The organism is Chryseobacterium gotjawalense (genome assembly GCF_030012525.1).
GTDB lineage: Bacteria > Bacteroidota > Bacteroidia > Flavobacteriales > Weeksellaceae > Kaistella > Kaistella gotjawalense.
In genome coordinates this window covers 2544893-2570462 of sequence record NZ_CP124855.1, presented here as the reverse complement: position 1 = coordinate 2570462, position 25570 = coordinate 2544893, and the positions used below count along the sequence as shown (strand labels likewise).

Genomic DNA, 25570 nt, shown 5'->3' with positions numbered 1-25570 from the left:
TTAGATTTTAGATTTTAGATTTTAAAAAAGTAACGGTCATTTAAAAAGTATCCTCCAAAATTTCATTAATTATTTTCTATCTCTTGGTCTTCTATCGCCTCTGTCTCCTCTATCATTACGATCGTTACGATCTCCTCTTCCTGCAGGTGCTTTTTTCTGTTGTCCTACTAATGGGCTAAGGTCTCTTTTACCGTACACTTCCCCTTTCATAATCCAAACTTTCACTCCTAGTTTCCCGTACTGAGTAAGTGCTTCACCGATATGGTAATCGATATCTGCTCTAAAAGTTGACAATGGGATTCTTCCTTCTTTGAAAGATTCGCTTCTTGCCATCTCAGCTCCGTTTAATCTTCCAGAGATCTGTACTTTGATTCCTTCTGCTCCCATTCTCATGGTGCTTTGAATTGACATTTTCACAGCTCTTCTGTAAGAAATTCTATTTTCGATTTGCTTTGCGATGCTGTCTGCAACTAAAACTGCGTCGAGTTCAGGTCTTTTGATTTCGAAGATATTGATCTGGATATCTTTATCCGTCAATTTTTTTAATTCTTCTTTTAATTTATCAACTTCCTGTCCTCCTTTACCGATAATTAATCCCGGTCTAGCAGTCGTAATTGTAATGGTTACTAATTTCAATGTTCTCTCGATGTAGATTTTTGAAATTCCACCTTTAGATAATCTTGCCTCAAGGTATCTTCTGATCTTGTAGTCTTCTGCGATTCTGTCTCCATAATCTTTACCACCATACCAGTTTGAATCCCATCCTCTGATGATACCTAATCTGTTACCAATTGGATTTGTCTTCTGTCCCATACCTTGATTATTTATTATCTTTAGTTCCTAAAATTAAAGTGATGTGGTTTGATCTTTTTCTGATTCTATGACCTCTACCTTGTGGTGCTGGTCTTAGTCTCTTCAATTGTCTTGCACTGTCAACCATAATTTCTTTTACGATTAAGTTTGCTTCTTCGATATCAGCACCTTCGTTTTTTGATTGCCAGTTAGCCATCGCCGAAAGAAGTACTTTCTCTAATTTATTTGAAGCATCTTTCTTGGAATATTTAAGGATACTCAACGCCTTATCTACTTCTACTCCTCTAATGATATCAGCTACTAATCTCATTTTTCTTGGAGAAGACGGGCAGTCATTATGTAACGCTTTTGCTACATCTTGATTTGCTATTTTACGTGCCAATGCACTTTCTCTTTTTCTTGATCCCATGATTATCTACCTCCTTTATTTTTGTTACCGCCGTGACCTCTAAAAGATCTTGTCGGAGAAAATTCGCCTAACTTATGACCTACCATATTCTCAGTTACATATACAGGAATAAAAGATTTTCCGTTGTGTACTGCGATGGTTTGCCCTACGAAGTCTGGAGAGATCATTGATGCTCTAGACCAAGTTTTGATTACTGTTTTCTTACCAGACTCTATATTTGTCTGAACCTTCTTATCTAAAGTGTGATGAATGAAAGGTCCTTTTTTAAGTGATCTTGACATAATTATTTTCTTTTAGATATGATATGACGGTTAGACGCTTTGTTTTTCTTTCTGGTTTTGTAACCTTTAGAAGGCATACCATTTCTTGATCTTGGGTGACCTCCAGAAGATTTACCTTCACCACCTCCCATTGGGTGATCTACAGGGTTCATTACTACTGGTCTCGTTCTAGGTCTTCTACCCAACCATCTGCTTCTACCTGCTTTACCGGAAACGGTAAGCATGTGATCGTGGTTAGATACTGCACCAACCATTGCCATACATTCTCCAAGAACCATTCTAGATTCTCCCGAAGGTAATTTAATGATTACGTATTTTTTATCTCTTGAAGTTAACTGTGCCGATGATCCTGCACTTCTTGCCATAATTCCACCTTGACCAGGTTTCAATTCGATACAAGAAATAACAGTTCCCAAAGGAATGTTTTTCAACTTCATTGCATTACCAACATTTGGTTCTGCGGTTTCTGAGGAAATTACTTTCTGATCTACTTTGATACCAGTTGGAGCGATGATATATCTCTTCTCTCCGTCTGCATATTCTAATAGAGCGATGAAAGCAGTTCTGTTTGGATCGTACTCAACAGTTTTTACCGTAGCTTCAACATCAAACTTGTTTCTTTTGAAGTCGATAATTCTGTATTTTTGTTTGTGTCCACCTCCGGTGTAACGCATGGTCATTTTACCAGTATTGTTACGACCACCTGACTTACTTATACCAACTGTTAGAGATTTCTCTGGTTTGTTGGTAGTAATTTCATCAAAGTTGTTTACAACTCTGAATCTCTGTCCCGGGGTGATAGGTTTTAATTTTCTAACAGACATTACAATTATTTATAATTAATAAAATTTTATTGTTCAAGTCACAGGGTGATAACCCGTTGTGCTTTTTTAGTTGGTTGCAAAAATATCAATCACTTCTCCTTCTGCAAGGGCCACGACTGCTTTTTTCAATTTGCTGGTTTTTCCAACTTGTAATCCTTTTTTGGTGTGTTTACTAGAAACTTTAGGCGCATAAATCATTGTACTAATGTCTGCTACTTTTACACCGTAAGCAACTTCTATCGCTTTTTTGATCTGGATTTTATTCGATTTAGGGTTAACTAAAAAAGAATAATGTCCTCTCAAATCTGTAAGATAGTTTGCTTTTTCTGAGATGATTGGTTTAATGATAATAGACATGATTTATTTTCTTAAATTTTCTTGAAATTTCTCTATTGCACCTTCTAAAAATACGATCTCACCAGCGTTTACTAAATCGTAAGAACTGATTTCGTTATAAGTTAAAACTTTGGTTTTCGCCAAGTTTCTAGAAGACAGATAAACGTTTTTGTTCGCTTCCGGTAAGATATAAAGAGCTTTTTTACCTTCAAATCCTAACGCGTTGTTCAAGTTGATAAATTCTTTCGTTTTAGGCGCTTCAAAATTGAAAGCTTCTAATACTATGATTGAATTATCTCTCATTTTTTGCGAAAGAACAGATTTTTTTGCTAATCTTTTCAAAGCCTTATTCAATTTGAATCTGTAGTCTCTTGGTTTTGGACCGAAAATTCTACCTCCACCTTTGAAAATTGGGGATTTGATACTACCGTATCTTGCAGAACCTGAACCTTTTTGTTTCTTAAGTTTCTTAGTTGATCCTGAGATTTCGTTTCTTTCTTTTGATTTGTGCGTACCTTGTCTTTGTGCAGCAAGATATTGCTTAACCTCTAAGTAAACCGCGTGCTGGTTTGGCTCAATTCCGAAGATAGCTTCGTCTAGAGACACACTTCTTCCGGTTTCTTTTCCTGATGTATTTAATACTACTAGTTCCATTTTCTGATAATTACATAAGAATTTTTCGCTCCCGGAACAGCACCTTTTACTACTAAAAGATTTTGTTCTTCATCTACTCTTAACACTTCTAGGTTTTGTACGGTAACTTGCTTACCACCCATTCTTCCTGCCATACGCATTCCTTTGAATACTCTTGACGGGTCGGAACCTGCACCAATAGAACCTGGGGCTCTTAATCTGTTGTGCTGACCATGAGTCGCTTGCATTACCCCACGGAAATTGTGTCTTTTCACAACCCCTTGGAAACCTTTACCTTTTGAAGTTCCTGTTACATCAACATATTCGCCTTGAGCAAATAAGTTCACTTTCACTTCATCTCCTACGCTTAACTTTTCTACGAAAGCATGATAGAATTCTACCAATTTAGCTTTAGGAGTTGAACCCGCCTTTTTGAAATGGCCGGCTAACGCTTTACCAACGTTCTTTTCACTCTTGTCATCGAAACCAAGTTGAGCAGCTTTGTACCCATCCTTTTCTATGGTTCTGACCTGTAAAACCGAGCAAGGACCCGCTTGAATAACGGTACAAGGAATATTCTTCCCAGCCTCGTCAAACAGCGATGTCATCCCGATTTTTTTACCAATAATACCTGACATGTTTATATATATCTAATTAAGTTCTCGTTTATCAATCAAGGTTTGGGTGATTTCTATATTTGAAATAGGCGCACTTCTTCCTTAAATTGAGTGTGCAAATGTATGAAGAATATTTTAATTGACAATATAACAGTGTAAAATATTTTGATTTTTAACATATTACAATTTTTTATCATTTTATCGTATGAAAATATTCCGTTTCTTTTTTCTTTTCGCATTGTCCTTTTCTTGACACGAATCAAAAAAGATTTCTCAAATGTAGAGAATCTTATTATTTACAAATTTTTCAAAAGAAACTACTCTAAATAATTATTGTTCTTTTTCATATTATCTTGAATTTGTTTTATTCGTTCAGCACTTACTTCTTGACCAAAAGGTCCGCTTCTGATCCTTGCTATTAATCCTTCCCTATGGTTTTTTTTAGCCGAAATGAATTTCTCTTTAGTCGTAGTTATTAAATTCCTTCGCCGTAACTCCGGAATCTTCATCATTACATCAGTATCATTTTTTTGATATCTAATTAATGAAAATAAAAAATATTTCCTGTCATCATAAACTTCAACAATGAGTCCTGGCAAGCCTCTGAATTTATAAGGACCATCACTTATTGGAATCTCAGTTGTAAACCATGCAATATATTTTCTACCAAAAGCAAAAGTCTGCGCTTTTTGACAAGAGAAGCCTGCAATCTGTTTTTTTTCATTGATTAGTTCCCATTCTAATTCAGAGGGATCTTCAAACAAAAAATTAGCCGTTCCTACTTTATCATAAACCTTTACATTGCTTTTCGGGACACCTAAATCTTTGCTGATATAATATTTGAATTTTGCATTCGGAACACCTTTATAACTTATCGTTCCGCTTTTAGTTCTTTTATAATCTGCCCAAATTATTGCTTCTAAAGAATCCGCCTTTTTATTTTGAATATCTGTAAACAAAGTACTGTCATTTTTTTTCATTAAAACAAAAACATGATTGCTTTTAGAATATATATCCAATGAATCAGATTGATTGCTGAAGCTGTAATAAAATTTAAAGCAGGAGTTACACTCCTGCCCATAAATAATTGAACATAATAATACGAGAAAAAACAATAAAAATTTCCTACTCTCCATATCCACAAAATGCTTCATTTAAATTTTGTCTCATTTCATCAACTACTTCATGATCTAATTCGCCATCGGAGTTTTTTTCACCACAAGCGAACCAGATTCCGCCTCCACCGCAGTCTGATTCTACGCCAACACAAGTGCGGCTAGCGAGCACGATCGTAGTCCCCTCATTTGCAATTTCTGTGTTGCTCGCACTCATCATTCCTGCAACTCCGAAAGCTGCCAATAATAACAGTTTTTTCATAATACATCGTTTTTATTGGTTAATGTATCACGAATATAAAGCTAAAACTGAACCTCTGCAAGATATTCTTCTTAAAACAATGCGAAAGTGACAATTTATAATGAATGTAAATTACAAAATTCTATATGCCAAAATGAGATTTACAATTAACATCCTCAACCTTTCATAGACTGAAAAGCTGGTAAAAATGGGATCGCCAGGAATCGTAATATACGAAACTCCTGTTGCTCCAAAAAAAATAAAAAAATTTCATCAACAACTGAAACTTTAATCAAACAAAAAATCCCCAATCTTTCGAAAAGGGATTTTATTATCATAGCAAAGTGCTTGTAGAAAAACTTCGCTCTTGCGACTTCTGTCCTCCGACTTTTATCACACTTTAATTTCTACGTCAACTCCTGAAGGTAACTCTAATTTCATTAGTGCATCTACCGTTTTGGAAGAAGAAGAATAGATGTCCATCAATCTTTTGTGTGCAGATAGTTGGAACTGTTCTCTTGCTTTTTTGTTTACGTGAGGAGATCTCAACACGGTGAAGATTCTCTTATTCGTTGGCAAAGGAATCGGACCGTTTACAACAGCGCCGGTAGCTTTTACCGTTTTTACGATTTTCTCAGCAGATTTGTCTACTAAACTGTAATCGTAAGATTTTAATTTTATTCTGATTCTTTGTGACATTTTGATCTAATTTAAATAATTAACCTCTTGCTTTTTCGATTACTTTTTCAGCGACACTTTGTGGGGCTGCTTCGTATTTTTCGAATTCCATAGAAGATGTTGCTCTACCTGAAGACAGGGTTCTCAATGAAGTTACATAACCGAACATTTCTGAAAGTGGAACGAATCCTTTGATTACTTTCGCGTTGTTTCTGTCATCCATACCGTTTACGGTTCCTCTTCTTCTGTTAAGGTCACCTACGATATCTCCCATGTATTCTTCTGGAGTTACTACTTCCAGTTTCATGATTGGTTCCATGATTACCGGTTTCGCTTTTTTACCTGCTTCTCTGAAGCCCATTTTTGCTGCAAGTTCGAAAGATAATGCATCTGAATCCACTGCGTGGAAAGATCCGTCTTTCAAAGTTACTTTAATTCCTTCTACTTCAAATCCTGCTAAAGGACCGTTTTTCATAGATTCTTTGAAACCTTTTTCTACCGATGGGATAAATTCTCTTGGAATGTTACCACCTTTGATTTCATTTACGAATACTAAACCAGCTTTACCGTCATCGGTTGGGCCTAATTCGAATTGAATATCAGCAAATTTACCACGTCCACCAGATTGTTTTTTGTAAACTTCTCTGTGAGCAGCAACTTGTGTTAAGTTTTCTTTGTATTCTACTTGTGGTTCACCTTGGTTTACCTCTACCTTAAACTCTCTTCTCATACGGTCGATCAAGATATCAAGGTGAAGTTCACCCATTCCTGAAATAATCGTTTGACCGGAAGCTTCGTCAGTTTTCACTTGGAAAGTAGGATCTTCTTCAGACAATTTTGCCAAAGCGTTCCCCATTTTATCCTGATCTGCTTTTGTTTTAGGTTCTACTGCGATACCGATTACTGGATCAGGGAAAACCATCGATTCTAGAACGATTGGGTTTTTCTCGTCACACAAAGTATCTCCAGTTTTGATATCTTTAAATCCAACCGCTGCACCAATATCTCCTGCTTCAATATATTCTACAGGATTTTGCTTGTTAGCGTGCATTTGGTAGATTCTAGAAATTCTTTCTTTGTTACCTGATCTTGTGTTCAACACATAAGAACCCGCATCAAGTCTTCCTGAATATGCTCTAAAGAATGCCAATCTTCCTACGAAAGGATCGGTAGCAATTTTAAATGCCAAAGCTGCAAAAGGTTCAGTAACTGAAGGATGTCTTGCAACTTCCTCGTCAGTTTTTGGATTAATACCAAAGATTGATTCTTTATCCATTGGTGAAGGCAAGTATTTACATACTGCATCCAACATAAACTGTACTCCTTTATTTTTAAATGAAGAACCACAAGTCATTGGGATAATCGACATATCGATCGTTGCTTTTCTCAAAGCTGCGTTGATCTCGTCTTCTGAAATTGAATCTGGATCTTCGAAGAATTTCTCCATCAAAGTGTCATCATAATCAGCAACTGCTTCAACTAATTTTTCTCTGTACATGTGTACTTCATCCAACATATCTTCCGGAATTGGAATAACGTCGAAAGTAGCTCCTTGGGTATCATCATGCCACATAATAGCACGGTTCTTAATCAAATCTACTACTCCTGTAAAAGTTTCTTCAGCACCGATTGGTAAAACGATTGGAACTGCATTGGAACCTAACATTTCCTTAACCTGGTTTACAACCATAAGGAAGTCAGCACCTTGTCTGTCCATTTTGTTTACGAATCCCATTCTCGCAACGTTGTAATTGTCTGCCAATCTCCAGTTGGTTTCTGATTGAGGCTCAACACCATCAACCGCTGAGAATAAAAATACCAAACCATCTAATACTCTTAATGAACGATTTACCTCAACCGTAAAATCTACGTGTCCTGGTGTATCGATAATATTAAAGTGGTATTCGTGAGAATCTGGTGTAGGCTGTCCTTCAAATCTTGGGAACACCCATTTACAGGTTGTAGCTGCAGAAGTAATTGTAATACCTCTTTCTGCTTCCTGCTCCATCCAGTCCATTTGTGATGAACCCTGGTGAGTTTCTCCTAGTTTGTGAACTTTACCTGTATAGAATAAAATCCTTTCTGTAGTGGTGGTCTTCCCTGCATCAATGTGCGCAGCGATACCGATATTTCTTGTGAATGTAAGATCTCTTGCCATTTCAGATTAGAATTTAAAGTGTGAAAATGCTTTGTTTGCTTCAGCCATTCTATGAGTGTCTGTTTTCTTTTTGTACGCAGCACCTTCTTCTTTCGCAGCAGCGATAACTTCCGTAGCTAATTTCTGAGCCATTGATTTATCATTTCTTGCTGTAGAATACTTAATTAACCACTTCATTGCCATAGAAATTTTTCTATCAGCTCTGATTGGCATTGGAATCTGGAAGTTTGCACCCCCGATTCTTCTTGATCTCACTTCTACGTGAGGCATAACGTTAGTCAAAGCATCTTTCCAGATTTCCAGAGCTGGCTTTTCGTTATCTCCTTTTTTGCTTTCTACGATATCTAATGCATCATAGAAAATTTTGAATGCGATTGATTTTTTACCATCAAACATCAAATTGTTTACAAATCTTGTTACCAGTTGATCATTAAATTTTGGATCGGGTAACAACGGTCTTTTTTTCGCTTTTGTCTTTCTCATTGTTTCGTTTCTTAAAAATTAATGATTACTTTTTCTTACCTTTTGCAGGTGCTGCAGCTGCTTGACCTGGTTTTGGTCTTTTCGCTCCGTACTTTGATCTTCTCTGGGTTCTTCCAGCTACTCCTGCGGTATCCAAAGCTCCACGAACAATGTGATAACGTACTCCCGGTAGGTCTTTCACCCTTCCGCCTCTAACCAATACTATCGAGTGCTCTTGAAGATTATGTCCTTCGCCCGGGATATAGGCGTTAACTTCTTTACCGTTTGAAAGTCTTACCCTTGCAACTTTTCTAAGTGCAGAGTTAGGTTTCTTAGGAGTGGTAGTATATACTCTTGTACATACACCTCGTCTTTGTGGACAAGATTCAAGGGCCGCCGATTTGCTCTTCTTGGCAAGCGAGACTCTTCCTTTTCTTACTAATTGTTGAATAGTAGGCATTAAATTGCTTTTTATTTTAGGGGGCAAAAATAGGAAATTATTTTGAATTAGCAAACCCTGATTTACAATAATTTACAAATACTTTCAGTGAAATTATTTTTTATGAGATTACAAAGGCATTACCGAGAATTCTTCGAAATTATTCCACCAGCTGTTTCGGACATTACTTCTAAAGTAGAAAAGATATCTTAAATCTAAGAAATTATTAATCCGACGCTATTCAACATATATTAAGGAGTTGTACAATAATTCTTTGCCGCCCTCTTATTCTACAGCGGAACCAAATCCCTGTCACGATAATACATAAAGCAATTAGCCTTTCCGTAGATGTAAAATATATTTAAAATAATAATTCGTTACACAAAAAAACCGCTCCAACTTAATGAAACGGTTTCTCTTTTATATTTTGAAAATTTTAGTGTCCTAAAACTTCTTTTACTTTATTAGCAGCTTCTTCCAAAGTAATCACAGAATGTACCGGCAAACCAGAATCATCGATTAATTGTTTTGCTTCAACTGCATTGGTTCCTTGCAATCTCACGATCAATGGAACTGGGAGACTCCCCATTGCTTTGTAAGCATCTACAATACCTTGTGCAACTCTGTCGCAACGTACGATTCCACCAAAGATGTTAATCAAAATTGCTTTTACATTTTCATCTTTCAAGATAATTCCGAAAGCTTTCTGAACTCTTTCTGCATCAGCAGTACCACCAACGTCTAAGAAGTTCGCTGGATTACCGCCGGATAATTTAATGATATCCATAGTCGCCATCGCAAGACCAGCACCGTTTACCATACAAGCAACGTCACCATCAAGCTTCACGAAGTTCAAACCAGCATCACCAGCTTCAACATCGGTAGGATCTTCTTCTCTTGTATCTCTCAGCGCAGCCAAATCTTTGTGACGGAACAATGCGTTGTCATCTAAAGAAACCTTAGCATCAACAGCGATAATCTTGTTATCAGAAGTTTTTAAAACCGGGTTGATTTCAAAAAGACTTGCATCAATACCAACATAAGCGTTGTATAAAGAAGCAATGAATTTTACGAAATCTTTATGAGCAGCGCCTTCTAAACCTAAGTTAAACGCGATTTTTCTTGCTTGAAAACCTTGCAATCCAACTGCAGGATCTACCACTTCATTATGAATTAAATGTGGAGTTACTTCAGCAACGTGCTCGATATCCATCCCACCTTCTGTAGAATAAACGATCATGTTTTTACCTTGCGCTCTGTCTAAAAGGATAGAAACATAAAACTCTTTGGTTTCTGTTTCTCCCGGATAATATACATCTTCAGCTACCAAAACGAAATTTACTTTTTTCCCTTCGGCAGAAGTTTGTGGAGTAACCAACTGCATTCCGATGATGTTTCCAGCATTTTCTTTCAGTTTTTCCATGTTCGGTGAGAACTTTACGCCGCCGCCTTTTCCACGCCCACCTGCGTGAACCTGTGCTTTAACGACCCAGCCTTCGTTACCGTTCATTTCAGTCAGTTTTTTCGCGGCTGCTTCTGCTTCTTCCACAGTGTTTGCAATAAAACCTCGTTGGATGTTAACTCCGTATTTTGCCAAAATCTCTTTGGATTGGTACTCGTGAAGATTCATAATATTTTAATTAGATATTTATTTTTTTTAAAGATTGACAAATTTAAGAAAATTTGAGAAGATAACAGTTGAACCCATTGAATTTTTTGGCAAAACCGGTTTTAATGTTCTTAAAATTACTTGATTGCAGGTTTTGTCTTTTCATAAAAGGTAGTTGCAATCCCGGCTAATATAATAATACTACCAACCATTTGAACCACCGTTATTTTTTCATTCACAAAAACTGCCGCTAAAATAGTGGCAAAAATCGCCTGACTCAAAAGACTTAAGGAAACTCTGGTCGCCCGCATATTCTGGGTCGCATAACTGATGAGTAACCACGCAATTAACTGACAAACAACTCCCTGAATAACAAGTGAAACCCACGCCTTATTTGAAAAACCGAAAAACTGTTCCCCAAAAACAACATTAATAATGAAAAGAAAAATGGTACTGAAAATCATACTGTAGGTGATAAAAGTAATGACTTCTAATTTCTCCAACAGGCTTTTGCTCACCAAAATATACAAAGCATACAGTAATCCGGAAAGAATACCGAGGAAGAAAGCGACATCTAATTTCAATTCTAAAATCACATCAATACCTACAAAAACCGTCATTCCGATTAAGGCAATTAAAGTTCCGAGCCAAAAACTTTTTCGCGGACGATAACTCAAAAAAACAAAGGAAAAAATCCCGACCCAAATCGGAGAAAGATTTGTAAGCAAAGTTGCCTGCGTGGCAGATGAATTCTGAATTGAAATATTCCAAACGGCAATATCTGAAGCAAACAAAACGCCGCAAACCATTATAGGCAAAAGCGTTTTGAGGTTTTCTAACTTAAGTTTGTTCTTATAAAGGGCAAAAGGCAAAAGAATCGCGGTTGCAATTGCCATCCTGTAGAACGCAGAAATTAATCCCGACGTGAGATTCATCCGCACAATTACGGGGAAAATGGAAATACATAAAATTCCGAGAAATAAAGCGATTCTTGGTTTCGTCATGTTTAATATTTTCTACCTACTTCTTTGCAGATTTCTAAATAGTCTGCAGGCATTTTCGAGAAATAATCATTCTCATAATACTCATCTGAATGCGGAATATAGAAGCTGTATTTTTTACCAAGCGGAATGAGTGGAATAAAGAAAAGTGTAATATAATTCTTAAAAACTTTGATTTCTGCATTTACCAAAAATCCGTTTTTATTGATTTTACGGGTTTCTTTTCCGACTAATTTCTGGAGTTTCCAGCGATGAAGAAAAACATACACTAAGTTTGAAGTCCAGGATTTAAAATTTTGCTTTCACAAAATAAAAGATCAGCATCGCCCAGGAAATAATCATCAGTAAACCACCAATCGGCGTTATTGGCCCGATTGCTTTTGTAGGAATTGCGGCCACTTCACTGAATGCCAGTAAATAAATACTTACCGAAAACAGAAATGTTCCGGCAATCATTAAAATAGAAATCCATTTTTCTGAAGGGGTTTCAAATTTTAAAATATATCCCACGATCAATAAAAATAATGCGGAATACATTTGATATTTCACGCCAGTTTCGAAACTTTGCAATTTATCTACGGATAAAACTTTCTTTAAAGCGTGCGCTCCGAAAGCTCCTAAAATTACGGAAACCAATCCATAAACGGCTCCGATGATTAATGTTAAATTTTTCATATTATAATTCTCCCTGTTGATACATGATGACTAATTTTCCGATAATACACAATATTCCGATGAGAATAAACATCCACGAAAATTTCTTTGATTTGGCAAATCCCGGATCCTTTGTTGTTTTCAGAAAAATCCCAAAAATTAAAATTAAAAGCCCTAAAAAAAGTTGCAACATATTATTTATTCCTCAATTTATTAAACTCTGTAATCACTTCATGATGCGTCACCGTTTTGTCTTTAAAATAAGTAACGAAATGATTTTTCTCTTCTTCCGTTGCTCCTAATTGGTTCAGGATGTTGAACAAATGCATTTTCATGTGCCCTTTCTGAATTCCGGTTGTTACCAAAGACCGAAGTGCTCCGAAATTTTGCGCCAAACCGGAAACCGCCAAAATACTCATCAGTTCCTGCGCAGAAGGTTTCCCGAGCAAAGCCAAAGAAAATTTCACCAGCGGATGAAGATTCGTCAAACCACCAACAACGCCGACAGAAATTGGAAGATCGATCCAAAATCTGAAAATTCCGTTATCGGTTGTGCAATGCGTCAGACTTGAATACTTCCCGTCTTTTGCGGCATAAGCATGCGCGCAGGCTTCGGTTGCACGGAAATCATTTCCTGTCGCAATTACAACCGCGTCAACTCCATTCATAATTCCTTTATTATGAGTGGTCGCACGGAAAGGTTCGATTTCGGCGATGGTCACCGCGCGTTTAAACTTGGTTGCAAATTCCTCATTAGAAATTCCGCTGTCGTCTTTCAGGTCTTCAATTTTGCAGGAAACTTCAGCACGTACAATACAGTCCGGCGTAAAATTGGAAAGGATATTCATGACAATCTGCAGCGAATCTTTTTCTTCCGGCGTGAAATTTTCTTCTGTCTGAACTTCTTCTGTCAAAGTTTTTCCGAACTGTTCCAAACAGGAATTGATAAAATTGGCGCCCATAGAATCTACCGTATCGAAACTCGCTTTCAGTTGAAAATAATTTTCCAAATCCGCAGTTTTGTCGATGAGACGAATGTTTAAAATTCCACCGCCACGATTTCGCATGTTTTTTGTGATTTCTTCGGTCGCTTCAAATAATCTTTTCTTTAATTTAAAGTTGAAGAAATGCTGTAATTTATGAGGTTCCACATTCAGAATAAAATGCGTGTGACCTAATTTTTTAGTATTAATGATGGTTGTTTTGAAGCCGCCTTTATCAATCCAGAATTTTGCGGCTTTTGAAGCGGCTGCGACTACCGAACTTTCTTCCACGGCCATTGGCAATGCCAATAATTTCCCGTCGATAAGGAAATTAGGCGCAATTCCGTACGGCATATAAAAATTAGAAATGGTGTTTTCTGAAAACTCTTCGTGTAATTTCTGCAGCGTGTGATCGCCATTCCAATACTGCTGAAGAACCTGTTCGTAACTGCGGTCTTCGCTCAGATATTCTTTGATGAGCCAATCTATTTTTCTTTGTTTTGAAAGTTTAGAAAAACCTTCTACCGGACTGTGATTCATTGAAGTTTAATTAAAGTTCAAAGATAGGAATTTTTGGCTGGAAGTTTTTAGTCATCACGCCACGAATGCACGAATTAAAGACATTCGTGCATTCGTGGCAATTTAATAAAAATAAAATTTTAGTACTTCGAAGATTTCTTTAATTCTCCAACTGCGTTCCCAGAAACTCCCATTCCTGCAAAGCCAGATCTAAATCTGATTTCTTGGTATTATAAATTTCTAAAGTTTCTGCGGAAGGATTTCCTGAAGTGAAAGTCGCTTCCATTTCCTCGATTTTCAATTCGAGTTCAGAAATTTTTTCTTCTACTTTCTTTATTTTGTTTTGAATATTTTTTTGATCTTTACTCACGATAACCACCTTTTTCTCAACAGGCTTCTCAATGACCTTTTCCTGAATTGGCTCGTTTCTCAGTTCCTGCAATTTGGATTTCTCAGCAGAAATTTCGCGGATACTTTCTTTTTGACGGAATGCCAGATAATCATTAACATCTCCCAAAAACTCTTTCATTCTTCCATCTCGGAATTCAAAAATCTTATCGCTTAACCCTTGTAAAAATTCACGGTCGTGAGAAATAACAATCAATGTTCCTTCAAATCTCTGAAGTGCCAGTTTGATAATCTCTTTGGATTGAATATCTAAGTGATTCGTCGGCTCATCCATAATCAACGTATTGAATGGACGAAGCAGTAATTTACATAGAGCCAAACGGTTACGCTCACCTCCGGAAAGTATTTTCGTTTTTTTCTGAACGTCATCTCCCTGAAAAAGGAAACTTCCCAACAAGTCTCGAACTCTTGGACGGGTTTCTTCGGTCGCAGCATCTTCCGCTTCTTCTAAAACTGTTTTATTCGGTGTTAAAACTTCTTCCTGGTTCTGAGCAAAATATCCAATATTCACGTTATGTCCGAGATTCCATTCTCCCGAATAATCGGTAATTTCTCCTGACAATATTTTTGCCAGAGTCGTTTTACCTTGTCCATTTTGTCCAAGCAAAGCGATTCGCTGTCCACGTTCGATAAAGAAATCAACCTTATCAAAAATTTGTTTATTACCATAAGCTTTTCCTAAATTCTTGGCTTCAAAAACGACTTTTCCTGGAGTTACAGCGGGCTGAAATCGAATATTAAATTTTGAAACATCATCGGTATCAACTTCAATTCTCTCCAGTTTATCCAGTTTCTTAATCAAAGATTGCGCGAAAGAAGATTTAGTCGCAGAAGCGCGGAAACGGTTGATATTATCTTCCATTTGCTTAATTTCGACATCCTGATTTTTCTTGGCTTGAATTTGTTTTTCTTTTCGCTCCTTACTCAACTCCAAATATTTGGTATAATTGGCTTTATAATCGTCAACTTTTCTATTATTAATATCAAAAGTTCTATTACAAACTGAGGTCATAAATTGCTTATCGTGACTCACTAAGACGATTGCGCCAGGATAATCTTTCAAAAAAGCTTCCAGCCAAATAATGGATTCCATATCCAGGTGATTGGTTGGCTCATCGAGTAACATTAAATCATTTTTCTGCAAAAGCAGTTTCGCCAATTCAATTCTCATTCTCCAACCTCCCGAAAACTCATCGGTTATTTTATGGAAATCATCAGCTTTAAAACCCAGTCCTAATAGTACTTTCTCTACATCACCTTCTAAATTATAAGCGTCGTGATGCATCAAAAGATCATTCAGCTCGGTCATTCTATGAATTAAATTTTCATAGTAATCACTTTCGTAATCAATTCTCGTAACCATTTGATTGTTGACGTCATCGAGTTCATTCTTCATGGCATTGATCGCTTCAAATGCCTGAAGCGTTTCATCCCAAACGGTACGACCTTTCACGAAATCCAAATCTTGTTTTAGGAAACCAATGGTTACTACTCCTTCTTGTATAATACCTCCTTCGTAGAAATTAATTTCGCCGGTAAGCATCTTTAACAAGGTCGATTTACCCGCTCCGTTTTTGCCGACCAAACCGATTTTATCATCTTTTTTAATGGTGAAATTTACATTTTGAAAAAGGTAATTCCCGGAGTGATGAAGACCTAAATTTTGAACAGAAATCATATTTTTTGAATACTAATTGATAAGTGAATTTTCGAGGTGCAAAAGTAGTGAAACTAATTGAATTACAGACTAAGTTGCGTGGGCAGTTGCTTAATTTTTTCACTTAAATATTTACCTTTCCAGTTATTTTAAAATGAAAAATCGAACCAGCCTTTTCACCGTCTTATACTTTACTTCCCATCAAGCAGAACCTTTAAGGCAATAATTTTCCTAAAAATCTGACCAGGAAAATTCAGAAACCAACATAAAAACGGAAATTTCAGAACTGATGGATGATGATCATGCAGACTTTTTCTTTCCGGAAGCGGATCCACGACAAATGACTGATATTAAAAACGGTTTAAAAAACTGCGGTTTTGTAGAAATGGGCTGCAGTGATGGAAAAAACAAAGCTGAATAGCCAGAGCTAAAAAAGTCAGCAAAAAGTTTTGGGCTTTCAATGTTGATTTGGACCATATCGTAAATGCAGTCGCAGAAGCCATTTTTCCATCATTGCAAAGCTTCATTTTTAAGAAAAAAAGAATCCACCGATGAAAGTGGATTCTAAAAACACAAATGATGAAAAAAAATTATTCTTTGCTTTTACAAGCATTGAATGCTACAAAGGTCGGTATTATTCCTTGCATAACAAAACATATTGGCTGTTTTTTTTAAAAATTTATAATATTTACGATTTCAATAACAAAAAAAAAGAATCCATCATGACTGATGGATTCTAAAAACACAAATGATGAAAAAAAATTTATTCTCTGCTTGTACAAGCATTGAACACTGCAAATATTGCGCTTATTTTTTGAATATCAAAATTTTATTCAAAGTATTTTTAATCTTTTTTCCACAACCATAAATTTAAAAAAATGGATCCGCTGATTACTCAGCGGATCCAAAAACACAAATGATGAAAAAAAATTTTTCAATTTAGAGAAAGCAAATACTTTGCCATTTTGAAAATTGAATTCTTCGAAATGCACTTCGATATAGGCCCACACGCAAAAACCCGTCTATTTGAAATTTCAAATAGACGGGTTTAAATGATTTATAAATCTGAATTATTCTGTCGGCCGGAAAATCAAACCACTCTCATCAAAATAATCCAGGGTAATTCGGTCGCCATCATTCACATGTCCTGCGAGAATTTCTCTGGACAGTTTATTCAGAACTTCCTGCTGAAGAACTCTTTTTAAAGGTCGCGCTCCAAATGCCGGATCGTACCCTTTGTTCATCACATATTCTACAGCATCGTCGGTCGCGGTGATAATAATTCCTCTTTTCTCCAACATTCTGTTGAAGTCCTGCAATTGATAATGCACGATTTTTCCGATTTCTTTTCTGTTCAAAGGCTGGAAAAGAACTATTTCGTCAATTCTGTTAATGAACTCTGGTCTTAATGTTTGTTTAAGCAGTTCAAAAACCTGTTCTTTTGTTGTGGCTACGACTTCTTCTACATTACTGTCTGTAATTTTTTCAAAATTTTCCATAATCAAAGGTGAACCTAAATTCGATGTCATGATAACAATCGAATTTTTAAAATTGACGACTCTTCCTTTATTATCAGTTAATCTTCCATCATCTAAAACCTGCAACAAAGTATTGAAAACATCCGGATGCGCTTTTTCAATTTCGTCTAAAAGAACGACTGAATATGGTCTTCTGCGGACAGCTTCCGTTAACTGCCCACCTTCCTCATAACCGATATATCCCGGAGGAGCACCCACCAGACGTGAAACAGAATGTCTTTCCTGATATTCGCTCATATCGATTCTGGTCATATTATTTTCATCATCGAACAGATATTCTGCAAGTGCTTTTGCCAACTCAGTCTTTCCGACACCTGTTGTACCAAGGAAAAGAAAACTTCCGATCGGTTTCTTCTCGTCATTTAATCCGGCACGGTTTCTTCTGATGGCATTCGCTACCGATTCTATCGCCTCTTCCTGACCAACAACTCTTCTGTGAAGCTCATCTTCCAGATGCAATAATTTCTGTCTTTCGGACTGAATTAATTTAGTCACCGGAATTCCTGTCCATTTCGAAATTACTTCCGAAATGTTTTCTGCCGTAACTTCTTCTTTAATTAATTCATTTTGGTTGTTTTGCATCTCGAGTTCGAGTTTCTGCAAATCGCTTTCTTTTTCTTTAATTTTACCATACTGAATTTCGGCAACTTTAGCATAATCTCCAGCTCTGGACGCCCGCTCTGCTTCTAATTTCAATGCTTCGATATCTTTTTTAATGGAAGTTAAATCCTCTGATTTTTGTTTTTCTTTGAGCCATTTTGCGTTGATTTCATTTCTTTCCTCCGCAACTTTTGAAATATCTTCTTTCAGATGACTTACTCTAATATCATTTCCTTCCCTAGAAATCGCAGCGAGCTCAATCTCCATCTGCATCAGTTTGCGATCCAAAACATCCAGCGATTCTGGTTTTGAATTGATTTCCATTCTTAATTTCGCAGAAGCTTCATCAATTAAGTCGATGGCTTTATCCGGTAAAAAACGGCCAGAAATATACCGCTGAGACTGCTCTACTGCTGCAATAATCGCTTCATCTTTTATTCGAACTTTATGGTGAGCTTCGTACTTATCTTTAATTCCACGTAAAATAGAAATCGCAGATTCTGTATCCGGTTCTTCAACCATCACTTTTTGGAAACGCCTTTCTAATGCTTTGTCTTTTTCAAAATACTTTTGATATTCATTTAAAGTAGTCGCTCCGATTGCCCTGAGTTCTCCTCTTGCCAAAGCCGGTTTCAAAATATTTGCAGCATCCATCGCTCCTTCTCCGCCGCCTGCGCCAACTAAAGTATGGATTTCATCGATGAAAAGAATAATTTGACCGTCTGATTTTATGACTTCATTGATTACAGACTTCAGTCTTTCCTCGAATTCTCCTTTATATTTTGCACCAGCGATCAGAGCTCCCATATCAAGCGAAAACAAAGTTTTGTCCTGTAAATTTTCAGGAATATCACCGGAAATTATGCGGTGTGCAATTCCTTCTGCAATCGCAGTTTTACCCACGCCGGGTTCACCGATCAAGATTGGATTGTTTTTGGTTCTTCTGGAAAGAATCTGCAAAACTCTACGGATTTCTTCATCTCTACCGATAACCGGATCAAGTTTTCCTTCAGCAGCGAGTTCATTAAAATTCTTGGCATATTTATTCAAACTTTGATAGGTTTCTTCGGAACTTGCTGAAGTAGCTTTCGAACCTTTCCGCAATTCCTTGATGGCGGTTTCCAGACCACTTTTAGTTAGTCCCATATCTTTGAGCATTTTCGAAACATCGGAATTCACATCGAGAAGCGAAAGCCAAAGATGTTCGATGGTAACAAATTCATCACCCATTTTTTTGGCAACATTCGGAGCATCCAGCAAAACCTTGTTTGTCGGCTGTGAAAGGTAAATATTGCCACCTTCTACCTTCGGCAACTTTTCGATATTCTCGCGGTTTCTTTCTCTGACTAAAGTTAATTCGGCTTCCGATTTCTTTAATAAAAATTCAGAAATATTCTCATCTATTTGAAAAATCCCTTCCAGCAAATGCTGTGGTTCGATACTTTGGTTTCCAAACTCCATCGCAATCTGCTGCGATTTCTGAATGGCTTCCTGCGATTTTACGGTATATTGATCTAAGTTCATAATTATATGTTTTTAGTGTTCTGAAAAAGAATCCATACCCATTTTTGAATTCTCACTATTTTTTTATCATTATTAAATTCTTATTTCTACTCTTCAAAAACTGTTCTTTTGATTATAATCAAATAAAATCAGTCAAAATTTCCGAAATCAATAAATTTAAACTAAACAATAAGCCAATATTTCCACTTTTGAGGATTTATCAATTTCTTGCATCCCAATATCCTTCAAGAAAAATGCACGGATTTAAAATAATGAATGAAATAAATACGCCGTTTTTATACTTTTCAAAAAATAAGTATATTTGTTGAACTCACTTTTATTGAGTTTTTAAAATACTATGCATCATTTTCATCAACTAAAAGCAACAAAAGTATCACGCGAAACCAATGATTGCGTCCATATCGCTTTCGAAATTCCGGAAAACTTAAAACACGAATTTTCTTTTAAACAAGGACAATATCTGAATGTAAGATTTGTTTTTGGGGAAGACGATTTGCGCAGAAGCTATTCTATCATCAACGCGCCGAGCGAAGAAAATCCGGAACTGGAAATTTTAGTAAAACATCTGGACAAGGGAAAAGTTTCTACTTATCTTAACAGCGAATTAAAAGTGGGCGATAGTGTTGAAGTGATGGCTCCTAGCGGACATTTTTACACACACTATCATATTTCGAATCAAAAAACCTACATTGGTTTAGCTGCAGGAAGCGGAATCTCGCCGGTATTGTCCAATATAAAAGAAGCGCTTTATCAGGAACCACAGAGTTCAGCTTATCTTTTCTTCAGCAATAAAAGTTTCACCGATATTATCTTTAAAAAAGAAATTGATGATTTAGTGGAGAAATTCCAGGGAAGATTGAAAGTTATTTTCCTGTTATCCAGAGAAAAACATTTTGAAGATGAACTTTTTGAAGGCAGAATTTCTGCGGAGAAATTAGATCTGTTATTCCAGAGGTTTACCGATATTCCCGTTCAGGATTCCACTTATTTCATCTGCGGACCGTCTGAAATGATCAAAGGAATTTCTGATTATCTGAAAAAAGAAAAGAAAGTTCCGTCGCTTCAGATCATGTACGAATATTACGCCGCACCCGACGAAGAAGGAAATGCAGAAATGAGTGATGAATTCAAAGCCATTCCTAATTTAGAAAGCATGGTGACTTTAATTATTGATGATGATGAATATTCATTTCATCTGAATTCAAAGAAAAAGAGTATTTTAGACCAGGCTTTAGCAGAGAAACTTCCTGTTCCATTTGCCTGCAAAGGAGGCGTTTGCTGTACTTGCAAAGCACAGGTCATGGAAGGTGAAGTATTTATGGAAAAAAACTTTGCACTCACCGACGACGAGGTGGAGCGCGGTTTTGTATTAACCTGTCAGTGTCACCCGACCACCAATGTAGTGATGCTGAATTATGATGTTTAATCTGTTTTATTTAAAAAATCACCAATCATGAAAAACTGGAAATTTGCGTCCTTAATTGAAGAAGAAAAAGAATTTAAAGTAGAAGGCATTAATATTTGGAATCATTATTGGCATTGCGCTGATCGAAAGATTGAGGTAATCGGACCATTAAGTGGAAATCCATACCTCTTCAACGAATATGAAATTAAAAGCCCCGAAAAAACCATAAATTTTGTTGTTGGCGAATTCTCTGAAGGAAGAATCGGACTTTATCTGCCGGAAGAAGATGCAATCAGCGCACAGTAAACCGGCAATTTTAATTAAAAGAACTCACATGAATCAAGATAAATTTTTAGAATACGTACAGGCAGAAAATAAAGTAGAACCGAAAGACGTAATGCCCGATGATTACAGAAAATTATTGGTGAGACAGATTTCCCAGCATGCCCATTCCGAAATCGTGGGAATGCTTCCCGAAGCAAACTGGATTTCACGCGCTCCTACTTTGAGGAGAAAAATGGCACTTTTGGCAAAAATTCAGGATGAAGCGGGACACGGCCTTTATTTATATGCGGCGACAGAAACTTTGAATAACGGCGAAATTGCTGCAGACCGCGATTCCACTTACAATGATATGCTTTCAGGAAAGGCAAAATATTCCAGTATTTTCAATTATCCTGCGCTTTCCTGGGCAGATATTGGCGCAATCGGCTGGTTGGTAGATGGCGCTGCAATAATGAATCAAGTCATGTTAATGGGGAATTCTTACGGTCCATATTCCAGAGCGATGGTGAGAATTTGCAAAGAAGAATCTTTTCACCAGAGACAAGGTTATGAAATTTTGATGACGCTTTGCCGCGGAACGAAAGAACAGAAAGATTTGGCGCAGGAAGCCTTGAATCGTTTTTGGTGGCCGGCTTTGATGATGTTTGGTCCGAATGATGCCGATTCTCCGAACTCTCAAAAATCCATGAATTACCGGGTAAAAAGAGAAAGCAATGACGATTTGCGTCAAAGATTTGTAGACGTAACTGTTTCTCAGGCTGAGTTTTTAGGCTTAAAAATTCCCGATGAAAATTTAAAATGGAATGAAGAAACCCAACATTACGATTTCGGAGAATTGCCTTGGGATGAATTCATGGAAGTTTTGAAAGGGAATGGTCCGTGTAATAAAAAACGTTTGGAAACGAAGAGAAAAGCACAACGCGAACATTCTTGGGTGAAAGATGCGGCGATGGCATTTGCGGAGAAATAGTTATAAACAATTAATTTATCATAAATGAAAGAAAAATTAATTTTATTGTTATTCATTATAATTACTGATTCTATATATGCTCAAACTTCAGCTAATTCGGGAAATTGGTTTGCAAAAGATTGGAATAAAGATATAACTGTATTTAGATCTAACGAATTTCTAATTAAGAACATTCTAGGGAATTCTGATGAAATTTCAAAATTTGAAAATATCGCATTAGCATCTTCTAATTCAGGCGAAATAACGACATTGCTTTACAAATCTGAGACAAAGAACAAAGAAGGCTTACTGCTTTGTTTTTATGGCAATTTTTGGAATGACAATGGCACTGAATATCAAGGTTATGGTTTTAAAAACTTTAATAAGGATGAGGCATGTAATTTCCTTAATAAACTTCAAGAAGTTCTAGACGCAACTGAAGATTATCGAACTAACAATAACACAAATGCTTATGCTGAAAAAAATATTTCTTTTAGATATGGAGATATGGATTTACTAATTAGCAATATCTATGGAAAAGTAGTTATAAGGATTTTTTGGAAAGGTTTCGATAGTAGTTGGGATTTTAATTCATATAAAAAATCTAAAAAAAGATTTGAAAAAAAAATCTAAAATGATGATCTGGCAAGGACGTTTCGATGGCGATGAACCGCTTTATCACAGAGTTTTTCAAAGGGTAACTTTGGAGAATAATTACGATAACATTTTGGAAAACGATTTCGTTTTGCATGGTTTTGCCGTTGATGAAGGTGTAAAAAGAAATCAAGGAAGAGTTGGCGCAAAAGACGCTCCGGATATTATTAGAAAAAACAGTTCGAATTTCCCGGTCGTCAATCCTGAATTTACACTGAAAGATTTTGGCAATATATATTGCGCAGACGAAAATTTAGAAAAAACCCAAAATGAACTTGCTAATAAAGTTGCTGAAGTTTTAAAAAGAAAAGCCAAATCAATCGTTTTCGGTGGCGGTCACGAAGTGACATTCGCACATTATTCCGGAATTAAAAAAGCATTTCCCACTCAAAAAATCGGAATTATTAATATTGATGCGCATTTTGACAATCGCGAAATTGATCCTGAAATTGGCGCAAGTTCAGGAACTGGTTTTTGGCAAATTGCGCAGGAAGGCACAATCCATTCCATGCATATCGGAATTCAGAGAAATTCAAATACTTTGAAACTGTTTGATACCGCTCACCAATATGGGATGAACTATATTTTGGCAGAAGAACTGTTTTTTGAAAATCTGCCCAACCTTTATTCTAAACTCAATGACTTTATAGAAACATCAGATGTTATTTACATAACCGTTTGCATGGATGTTTTCAATGTTTCAATCGCTCCGGGAGTTTCTGCTTTGGCTTATAACGGGATTTTTGCAGACGCAGCTTTCAACCATTTGTTCAAGCATATTCTGAAATCTAAAAAACAGGTTGCGATGGATGTTGCCGAAGTAAATCCGACCTATGACCCTAATGAAATTACAGCGAGACTGGCCGCCTCTTTGATCAATGAATGGTTTATACTGACCGAAAATTAAATTTTTCACTGATAATTAGAAGCAAATTTACCTAATCGCAGTTTACAAAAAAAGAACAGGTTCCTTCCCAACTTAAAAGAGAAAAAAAAGAATATCATTTTCGAAACCTACAGATTAAAGTTTTTAACTTATTGACTTTCAATTCGTCAAAAACACCAATAAAAACAACAAGGTCAGTTTTGCAATAAAAATATTACAGCGGCATTACACAATCAGAGCAGTTTAAATTCAGTCATTATTAAATTTCATTTGACTCCTCATTTAAAATTTGGTAAAAAAAGTTCAAATCATAAAGAATTTTATATCTTTGCAGCAACTAACAATTAATTAAAAATAACTTACTATGTCAGACATTGCATCAAGAGTAAAAGCTATCATCGCTGATAAACTCGACGTTGAAGAAACAGAAGTAACTCCAGAAGCTAGCTTCACTAACGATTTAGGAGCTGATTCTTTGGATACTGTAGAACTAATTATGGAATTCGAAAAAGAATTTAACATTCAGATTCCTGATGATCAAGCAGAAAAAATAACTACGGTAGGACACGCTATTGCTTACATTGAAGAAGTAGTGAACAAATAATATTCTATCAACAAAGAACAAAATTTATGGAATTGAAAAGAGTAGTTGTAACCGGCTTTGGCGCGATTACGCCTGTTGGAAAAAACGCTAAAGAATACTGGGAAAGCCTTGTCAAAGGTGAGAGCGGAGCCGCTCCTATTACTCTTTTTGATGCCTCAAAGTTCAAAACCAAATTCGCGTGCGAAGTCAAAGACTTCGATCCATTAGAACATTTCGATAAGAAAGAAGCTAAAAAAATGGACCGTAACACGCAACTTGGGCTCGTTGCCGCAAGAGAAGCCGTAGCGCACTCCGGCATCATTGAGTCCAATGTTGACAAAAATCGTGTAGGCGTAATTTGGGGTTCTGGAATTGGTGGTTTAGAAACTTTTGAAAAAGAGGTTTTGGGTTGGGCGAATACTGATATTCCTCGATTCAATCCTTTCTTTATTCCAAAGATGATCGTTGACATTACACCGGGACACATTTCCATAGAATATGGTTTCCATGGTCCTAACTATGCAACGGTCTCCGCATGTGCATCTTCTGCAAATGCTCTTATCGATTCCAAAATGCTGATTCAATTAGGAAAAGCTGATGTAATCGTTTGTGGCGGATCTGAAGCCGCAGTCACTGCAAGTGGCGTTGGCGGATTTAATGCAATGATGGCACTTTCTACCAGAAATGATGATCCTAAAACCGCATCAAGACCGTTTGATAAAGACCGGGACGGATTCGTTCTGGGCGAAGGAGCGGGTTGTATTATTTTGGAAGAATATGAGCACGCTGTAAAACGTGGCGCAACTATTTATGCCGAACTAAAAGGCGGTGGAATGAGTGCAGATGCCTATCATATGACAGCACCACACCCTGAAGGACTGGGCGCTTATCTCGTAATGAAAAACTGTTTAGAAGACGCAGGCATTACTGCCGATGAAGTAGACCACATCAATATGCATGGGACTTCTACTCCATTGGGAGACATTGCCGAATCTAATGCAATTTCAAAATTATTGGGAGAACACGCTTTCGACATTCAGATTAATTCTACCAAATCGATGACTGGCCATTTACTTGGCGCAGCGGGAGTTATTGAGGCGATTGCAGCAATACATACCATTATTCACAACATCGTACCTCCTACTATCAACCACTTTACGGATGATGAAAAAATCGACAGAAGACTGAATTTTACATTTAATCATGCCGTGAAGAAAGAAGTGAAAGTTGCCATGAGTAATACTTTTGGTTTTGGCGGACATAATGCTTGTGTACTCTTTACCAAAATTTAAGACCTTAAAAAAACTCA

The 25570-nt window shown here is 36.7% G+C and carries 29 protein-coding genes; 8 read left to right on the top strand and 21 right to left on the bottom strand.

Annotated features, from left to right (window positions below):
• Positions 1 to 69: 69 nt before the first annotated feature.
• From rpsC to QGN23_RS11610, 20 genes are all read right to left on the bottom strand, one after another.
• A complete protein-coding gene (rpsC, locus tag QGN23_RS11705) occupies positions 70 to 813 on the bottom strand; it encodes a 30S ribosomal protein S3 (protein ID WP_133439496.1) in 744 nt (247 codons plus the stop codon).
• 7 nt (positions 814 to 820) lie between these two features.
• The gene (rplV, locus tag QGN23_RS11700) at positions 821 to 1222 is read right to left on the bottom strand and encodes a 50S ribosomal protein L22 (RefSeq protein WP_125024494.1); all 402 of its coding nucleotides are present in this window, start codon (positions 1220 to 1222) and stop codon (positions 821 to 823) included.
• Positions 1223 to 1224: 2 nt separating this feature from the next.
• A complete protein-coding gene (gene rpsS / locus QGN23_RS11695; RefSeq protein WP_039341565.1) occupies positions 1225 to 1503 on the bottom strand; it encodes a 30S ribosomal protein S19 in 279 nt (92 codons plus the stop codon).
• A 2-nt stretch (positions 1504 to 1505) separates the two neighbouring features.
• Complete coding sequence (rplB, locus tag QGN23_RS11690) at positions 1506 to 2327, bottom strand: 50S ribosomal protein L2 (RefSeq protein WP_282904472.1); 822 nt, start codon at positions 2325 to 2327, stop codon at positions 1506 to 1508.
• 66 nt (positions 2328 to 2393) lie between these two features.
• A complete protein-coding gene (gene rplW / locus QGN23_RS11685) occupies positions 2394 to 2684 on the bottom strand; it encodes a 50S ribosomal protein L23 (RefSeq protein ID WP_133439493.1) in 291 nt (96 codons plus the stop codon).
• A 3-nt stretch (positions 2685 to 2687) separates the two neighbouring features.
• Complete coding sequence (gene rplD, locus QGN23_RS11680) at positions 2688 to 3317, bottom strand: 50S ribosomal protein L4 (RefSeq protein WP_282904471.1); 630 nt, start codon at positions 3315 to 3317, stop codon at positions 2688 to 2690.
• A complete protein-coding gene (rplC, locus tag QGN23_RS11675; RefSeq protein ID WP_282904470.1) occupies positions 3308 to 3934 on the bottom strand; it encodes a 50S ribosomal protein L3 in 627 nt (208 codons plus the stop codon). The genes rplD and rplC overlap by 10 nt, the downstream gene beginning before the upstream one ends.
• 296 nt (positions 3935 to 4230) lie before the next feature.
• Entirely contained in the window at positions 4231 to 5067 is an 837-nt protein-coding gene (locus tag QGN23_RS11670; protein WP_282904469.1) for a GLPGLI family protein, read from the bottom strand.
• A complete protein-coding gene (locus QGN23_RS11665; RefSeq protein WP_282904468.1) occupies positions 5039 to 5290 on the bottom strand; it encodes a hypothetical protein in 252 nt (83 codons plus the stop codon). The genes QGN23_RS11670 and QGN23_RS11665 overlap by 29 nt, the downstream gene beginning before the upstream one ends.
• A gap of 372 nt (positions 5291 to 5662) precedes the next feature.
• Positions 5663 to 5968 (bottom strand): 30S ribosomal protein S10, encoded by a 306-nt coding sequence (gene rpsJ / locus QGN23_RS11660; RefSeq protein ID WP_056035238.1) that lies wholly within the window; start codon positions 5966 to 5968, stop codon positions 5663 to 5665.
• A 19-nt stretch (positions 5969 to 5987) separates the two neighbouring features.
• On the bottom strand, positions 5988 to 8105 hold the full coding sequence (gene fusA / locus QGN23_RS11655; protein ID WP_282904467.1) for an elongation factor G: 2118 nt from the start codon (positions 8103 to 8105) through the stop codon (positions 5988 to 5990).
• 6 nt (positions 8106 to 8111) lie between these two features.
• Entirely contained in the window at positions 8112 to 8588 is a 477-nt protein-coding gene (gene rpsG, locus QGN23_RS11650; RefSeq protein WP_133439483.1) for a 30S ribosomal protein S7, read from the bottom strand.
• Positions 8589 to 8613: 25 nt separating this feature from the next.
• Positions 8614 to 9027, bottom strand: coding sequence for a 30S ribosomal protein S12 (rpsL, locus tag QGN23_RS11645; RefSeq protein WP_034718671.1), 414 nt, complete (start codon positions 9025 to 9027; stop codon positions 8614 to 8616).
• Between the two features lie 415 nt (positions 9028 to 9442).
• A complete protein-coding gene (gene sucC, locus QGN23_RS11640; protein WP_282904466.1) occupies positions 9443 to 10636 on the bottom strand; it encodes an ADP-forming succinate--CoA ligase subunit beta in 1194 nt (397 codons plus the stop codon).
• 116 nt (positions 10637 to 10752) lie between these two features.
• Positions 10753 to 11619 carry a DMT family transporter gene (locus QGN23_RS11635; RefSeq protein WP_282904465.1) on the bottom strand — a complete coding sequence of 289 codons (867 nt, stop codon included), beginning with the start codon at positions 11617 to 11619 and terminating at the stop codon, positions 10753 to 10755.
• A 2-nt stretch (positions 11620 to 11621) separates the two neighbouring features.
• Positions 11622 to 11885 (bottom strand): hypothetical protein, encoded by a 264-nt coding sequence (locus QGN23_RS11630; protein WP_282904464.1) that lies wholly within the window; start codon positions 11883 to 11885, stop codon positions 11622 to 11624.
• Between the two features lie 19 nt (positions 11886 to 11904).
• Positions 11905 to 12291, bottom strand: a complete 387-nt coding sequence (locus QGN23_RS11625) for a DUF423 domain-containing protein (RefSeq protein ID WP_282904463.1) — start codon at positions 12289 to 12291, stop codon at positions 11905 to 11907.
• Between the two features lies 1 nt (position 12292).
• On the bottom strand, positions 12293 to 12463 hold the full coding sequence (locus QGN23_RS11620; protein ID WP_282904462.1) for a hypothetical protein: 171 nt from the start codon (positions 12461 to 12463) through the stop codon (positions 12293 to 12295).
• A gap of 1 nt (position 12464) precedes the next feature.
• Entirely contained in the window at positions 12465 to 13793 is a 1329-nt protein-coding gene (locus QGN23_RS11615; protein ID WP_282904461.1) for a hydroxymethylglutaryl-CoA reductase, degradative, read from the bottom strand.
• Between the two features lie 139 nt (positions 13794 to 13932).
• A complete protein-coding gene (locus QGN23_RS11610) occupies positions 13933 to 15858 on the bottom strand; it encodes an ABC-F family ATP-binding cassette domain-containing protein (RefSeq protein WP_282904460.1) in 1926 nt (641 codons plus the stop codon).
• 268 nt (positions 15859 to 16126) lie between these two features.
• Here QGN23_RS11610 and QGN23_RS11605 point away from each other — a divergent pair, with 268 nt between their 5' ends.
• Positions 16127 to 16258, top strand: coding sequence for a hypothetical protein (locus tag QGN23_RS11605; protein ID WP_282904459.1), 132 nt, complete (start codon positions 16127 to 16129; stop codon positions 16256 to 16258).
• Positions 16259 to 16907: 649 nt separating this feature from the next.
• Here QGN23_RS11605 and clpB read toward each other — a convergent pair.
• Entirely contained in the window at positions 16908 to 19499 is a 2592-nt protein-coding gene (gene clpB, locus QGN23_RS11600) for an ATP-dependent chaperone ClpB (RefSeq protein ID WP_282904458.1), read from the bottom strand.
• Positions 19500 to 19836: 337 nt separating this feature from the next.
• Between clpB and QGN23_RS11595 the strand changes: the two genes are divergently transcribed.
• The 7 genes from QGN23_RS11595 (at position 19837) to fabF (ending at position 25553) form a co-directional block, all read left to right on the top strand.
• Entirely contained in the window at positions 19837 to 20925 is a 1089-nt protein-coding gene (locus QGN23_RS11595; protein WP_282904457.1) for an FAD-binding oxidoreductase, read from the top strand.
• Positions 20926 to 20952: 27 nt separating this feature from the next.
• The gene (locus tag QGN23_RS11590) at positions 20953 to 21210 is read left to right on the top strand and encodes a hypothetical protein (protein ID WP_282904456.1); all 258 of its coding nucleotides are present in this window, start codon (positions 20953 to 20955) and stop codon (positions 21208 to 21210) included.
• A 28-nt stretch (positions 21211 to 21238) separates the two neighbouring features.
• Positions 21239 to 22159, top strand: a complete 921-nt coding sequence (gene paaA, locus QGN23_RS11585; protein ID WP_282904455.1) for a 1,2-phenylacetyl-CoA epoxidase subunit PaaA — start codon at positions 21239 to 21241, stop codon at positions 22157 to 22159.
• Between the two features lie 24 nt (positions 22160 to 22183).
• Positions 22184 to 22771, top strand: a complete 588-nt coding sequence (locus tag QGN23_RS11580; RefSeq protein ID WP_282904454.1) for a hypothetical protein — start codon at positions 22184 to 22186, stop codon at positions 22769 to 22771.
• Between the two features lie 4 nt (positions 22772 to 22775).
• Complete coding sequence (gene hutG, locus QGN23_RS11575; protein WP_282906397.1) at positions 22776 to 23699, top strand: formimidoylglutamase; 924 nt, start codon at positions 22776 to 22778, stop codon at positions 23697 to 23699.
• Positions 23700 to 24042: 343 nt separating this feature from the next.
• A complete protein-coding gene (locus tag QGN23_RS11570) occupies positions 24043 to 24282 on the top strand; it encodes an acyl carrier protein (protein WP_002976354.1) in 240 nt (79 codons plus the stop codon).
• A gap of 26 nt (positions 24283 to 24308) precedes the next feature.
• Entirely contained in the window at positions 24309 to 25553 is a 1245-nt protein-coding gene (fabF, locus tag QGN23_RS11565; RefSeq protein WP_282904453.1) for a beta-ketoacyl-ACP synthase II, read from the top strand.
• Positions 25554 to 25570 lie beyond the last annotated feature (17 nt).

What these genes read in the sequence shown, in the direction of transcription:
- QGN23_RS11615 (WP_282904461.1), bottom strand. Translation starts at nt 13,793, where the DNA reads ATGAATCACAGTCCGGTAGAAGGTTTTTCTAAACTTTCAAAACAAAGA.
- QGN23_RS11570 (WP_002976354.1), top strand. Translation starts at nt 24,043, where the DNA reads ATGTCAGACATTGCATCAAGAGTAAAAGCTATCATCGCTGATAAACTC.
- QGN23_RS11620 (WP_282904462.1), bottom strand. Translation starts at nt 12,463, where the DNA reads ATGTTGCAACTTTTTTTAGGGCTTTTAATTTTAATTTTTGGGATTTTT.
- clpB (WP_282904458.1), bottom strand. Translation starts at nt 19,499, where the DNA reads ATGAACTTAGATCAATATACCGTAAAATCGCAGGAAGCCATTCAGAAA.
- rpsS (WP_039341565.1), bottom strand. Translation starts at nt 1,503, where the DNA reads ATGTCAAGATCACTTAAAAAAGGACCTTTCATTCATCACACTTTAGAT.
- fabF (WP_282904453.1), top strand. Translation starts at nt 24,309, where the DNA reads ATGGAATTGAAAAGAGTAGTTGTAACCGGCTTTGGCGCGATTACGCCT.
- rplB (WP_282904472.1), bottom strand. Translation starts at nt 2,327, where the DNA reads ATGTCTGTTAGAAAATTAAAACCTATCACCCCGGGACAGAGATTCAGA.
- rplV (WP_125024494.1), bottom strand. Translation starts at nt 1,222, where the DNA reads ATGGGATCAAGAAAAAGAGAAAGTGCATTGGCACGTAAAATAGCAAAT.
- QGN23_RS11590 (WP_282904456.1), top strand. Translation starts at nt 20,953, where the DNA reads ATGAAAAACTGGAAATTTGCGTCCTTAATTGAAGAAGAAAAAGAATTT.
- rpsJ (WP_056035238.1), bottom strand. Translation starts at nt 5,968, where the DNA reads ATGTCACAAAGAATCAGAATAAAATTAAAATCTTACGATTACAGTTTA.
- fusA (WP_282904467.1), bottom strand. Translation starts at nt 8,105, where the DNA reads ATGGCAAGAGATCTTACATTCACAAGAAATATCGGTATCGCTGCGCAC.
- rplC (WP_282904470.1), bottom strand. Translation starts at nt 3,934, where the DNA reads ATGTCAGGTATTATTGGTAAAAAAATCGGGATGACATCGCTGTTTGAC.
- rplD (WP_282904471.1), bottom strand. Translation starts at nt 3,317, where the DNA reads ATGGAACTAGTAGTATTAAATACATCAGGAAAAGAAACCGGAAGAAGT.
- paaA (WP_282904455.1), top strand. Translation starts at nt 21,239, where the DNA reads ATGAATCAAGATAAATTTTTAGAATACGTACAGGCAGAAAATAAAGTA.
- QGN23_RS11670 (WP_282904469.1), bottom strand. Translation starts at nt 5,067, where the DNA reads ATGAAGCATTTTGTGGATATGGAGAGTAGGAAATTTTTATTGTTTTTT.
- rpsC (WP_133439496.1), bottom strand. Translation starts at nt 813, where the DNA reads ATGGGACAGAAGACAAATCCAATTGGTAACAGATTAGGTATCATCAGA.
- QGN23_RS11625 (WP_282904463.1), bottom strand. Translation starts at nt 12,291, where the DNA reads ATGAAAAATTTAACATTAATCATCGGAGCCGTTTATGGATTGGTTTCC.
- QGN23_RS11635 (WP_282904465.1), bottom strand. Translation starts at nt 11,619, where the DNA reads ATGACGAAACCAAGAATCGCTTTATTTCTCGGAATTTTATGTATTTCC.
- QGN23_RS11605 (WP_282904459.1), top strand. Translation starts at nt 16,127, where the DNA reads ATGGATGATGATCATGCAGACTTTTTCTTTCCGGAAGCGGATCCACGA.
- rpsG (WP_133439483.1), bottom strand. Translation starts at nt 8,588, where the DNA reads ATGAGAAAGACAAAAGCGAAAAAAAGACCGTTGTTACCCGATCCAAAA.
- rplW (WP_133439493.1), bottom strand. Translation starts at nt 2,684, where the DNA reads ATGTCTATTATCATTAAACCAATCATCTCAGAAAAAGCAAACTATCTT.
- QGN23_RS11580 (WP_282904454.1), top strand. Translation starts at nt 22,184, where the DNA reads ATGAAAGAAAAATTAATTTTATTGTTATTCATTATAATTACTGATTCT.
- sucC (WP_282904466.1), bottom strand. Translation starts at nt 10,636, where the DNA reads ATGAATCTTCACGAGTACCAATCCAAAGAGATTTTGGCAAAATACGGA.
- rpsL (WP_034718671.1), bottom strand. Translation starts at nt 9,027, where the DNA reads ATGCCTACTATTCAACAATTAGTAAGAAAAGGAAGAGTCTCGCTTGCC.
- QGN23_RS11610 (WP_282904460.1), bottom strand. Translation starts at nt 15,858, where the DNA reads ATGATTTCTGTTCAAAATTTAGGTCTTCATCACTCCGGGAATTACCTT.
- QGN23_RS11665 (WP_282904468.1), bottom strand. Translation starts at nt 5,290, where the DNA reads ATGAAAAAACTGTTATTATTGGCAGCTTTCGGAGTTGCAGGAATGATG.
- hutG (WP_282906397.1), top strand. Translation starts at nt 22,776, where the DNA reads ATGATCTGGCAAGGACGTTTCGATGGCGATGAACCGCTTTATCACAGA.
- QGN23_RS11595 (WP_282904457.1), top strand. Translation starts at nt 19,837, where the DNA reads ATGCATCATTTTCATCAACTAAAAGCAACAAAAGTATCACGCGAAACC.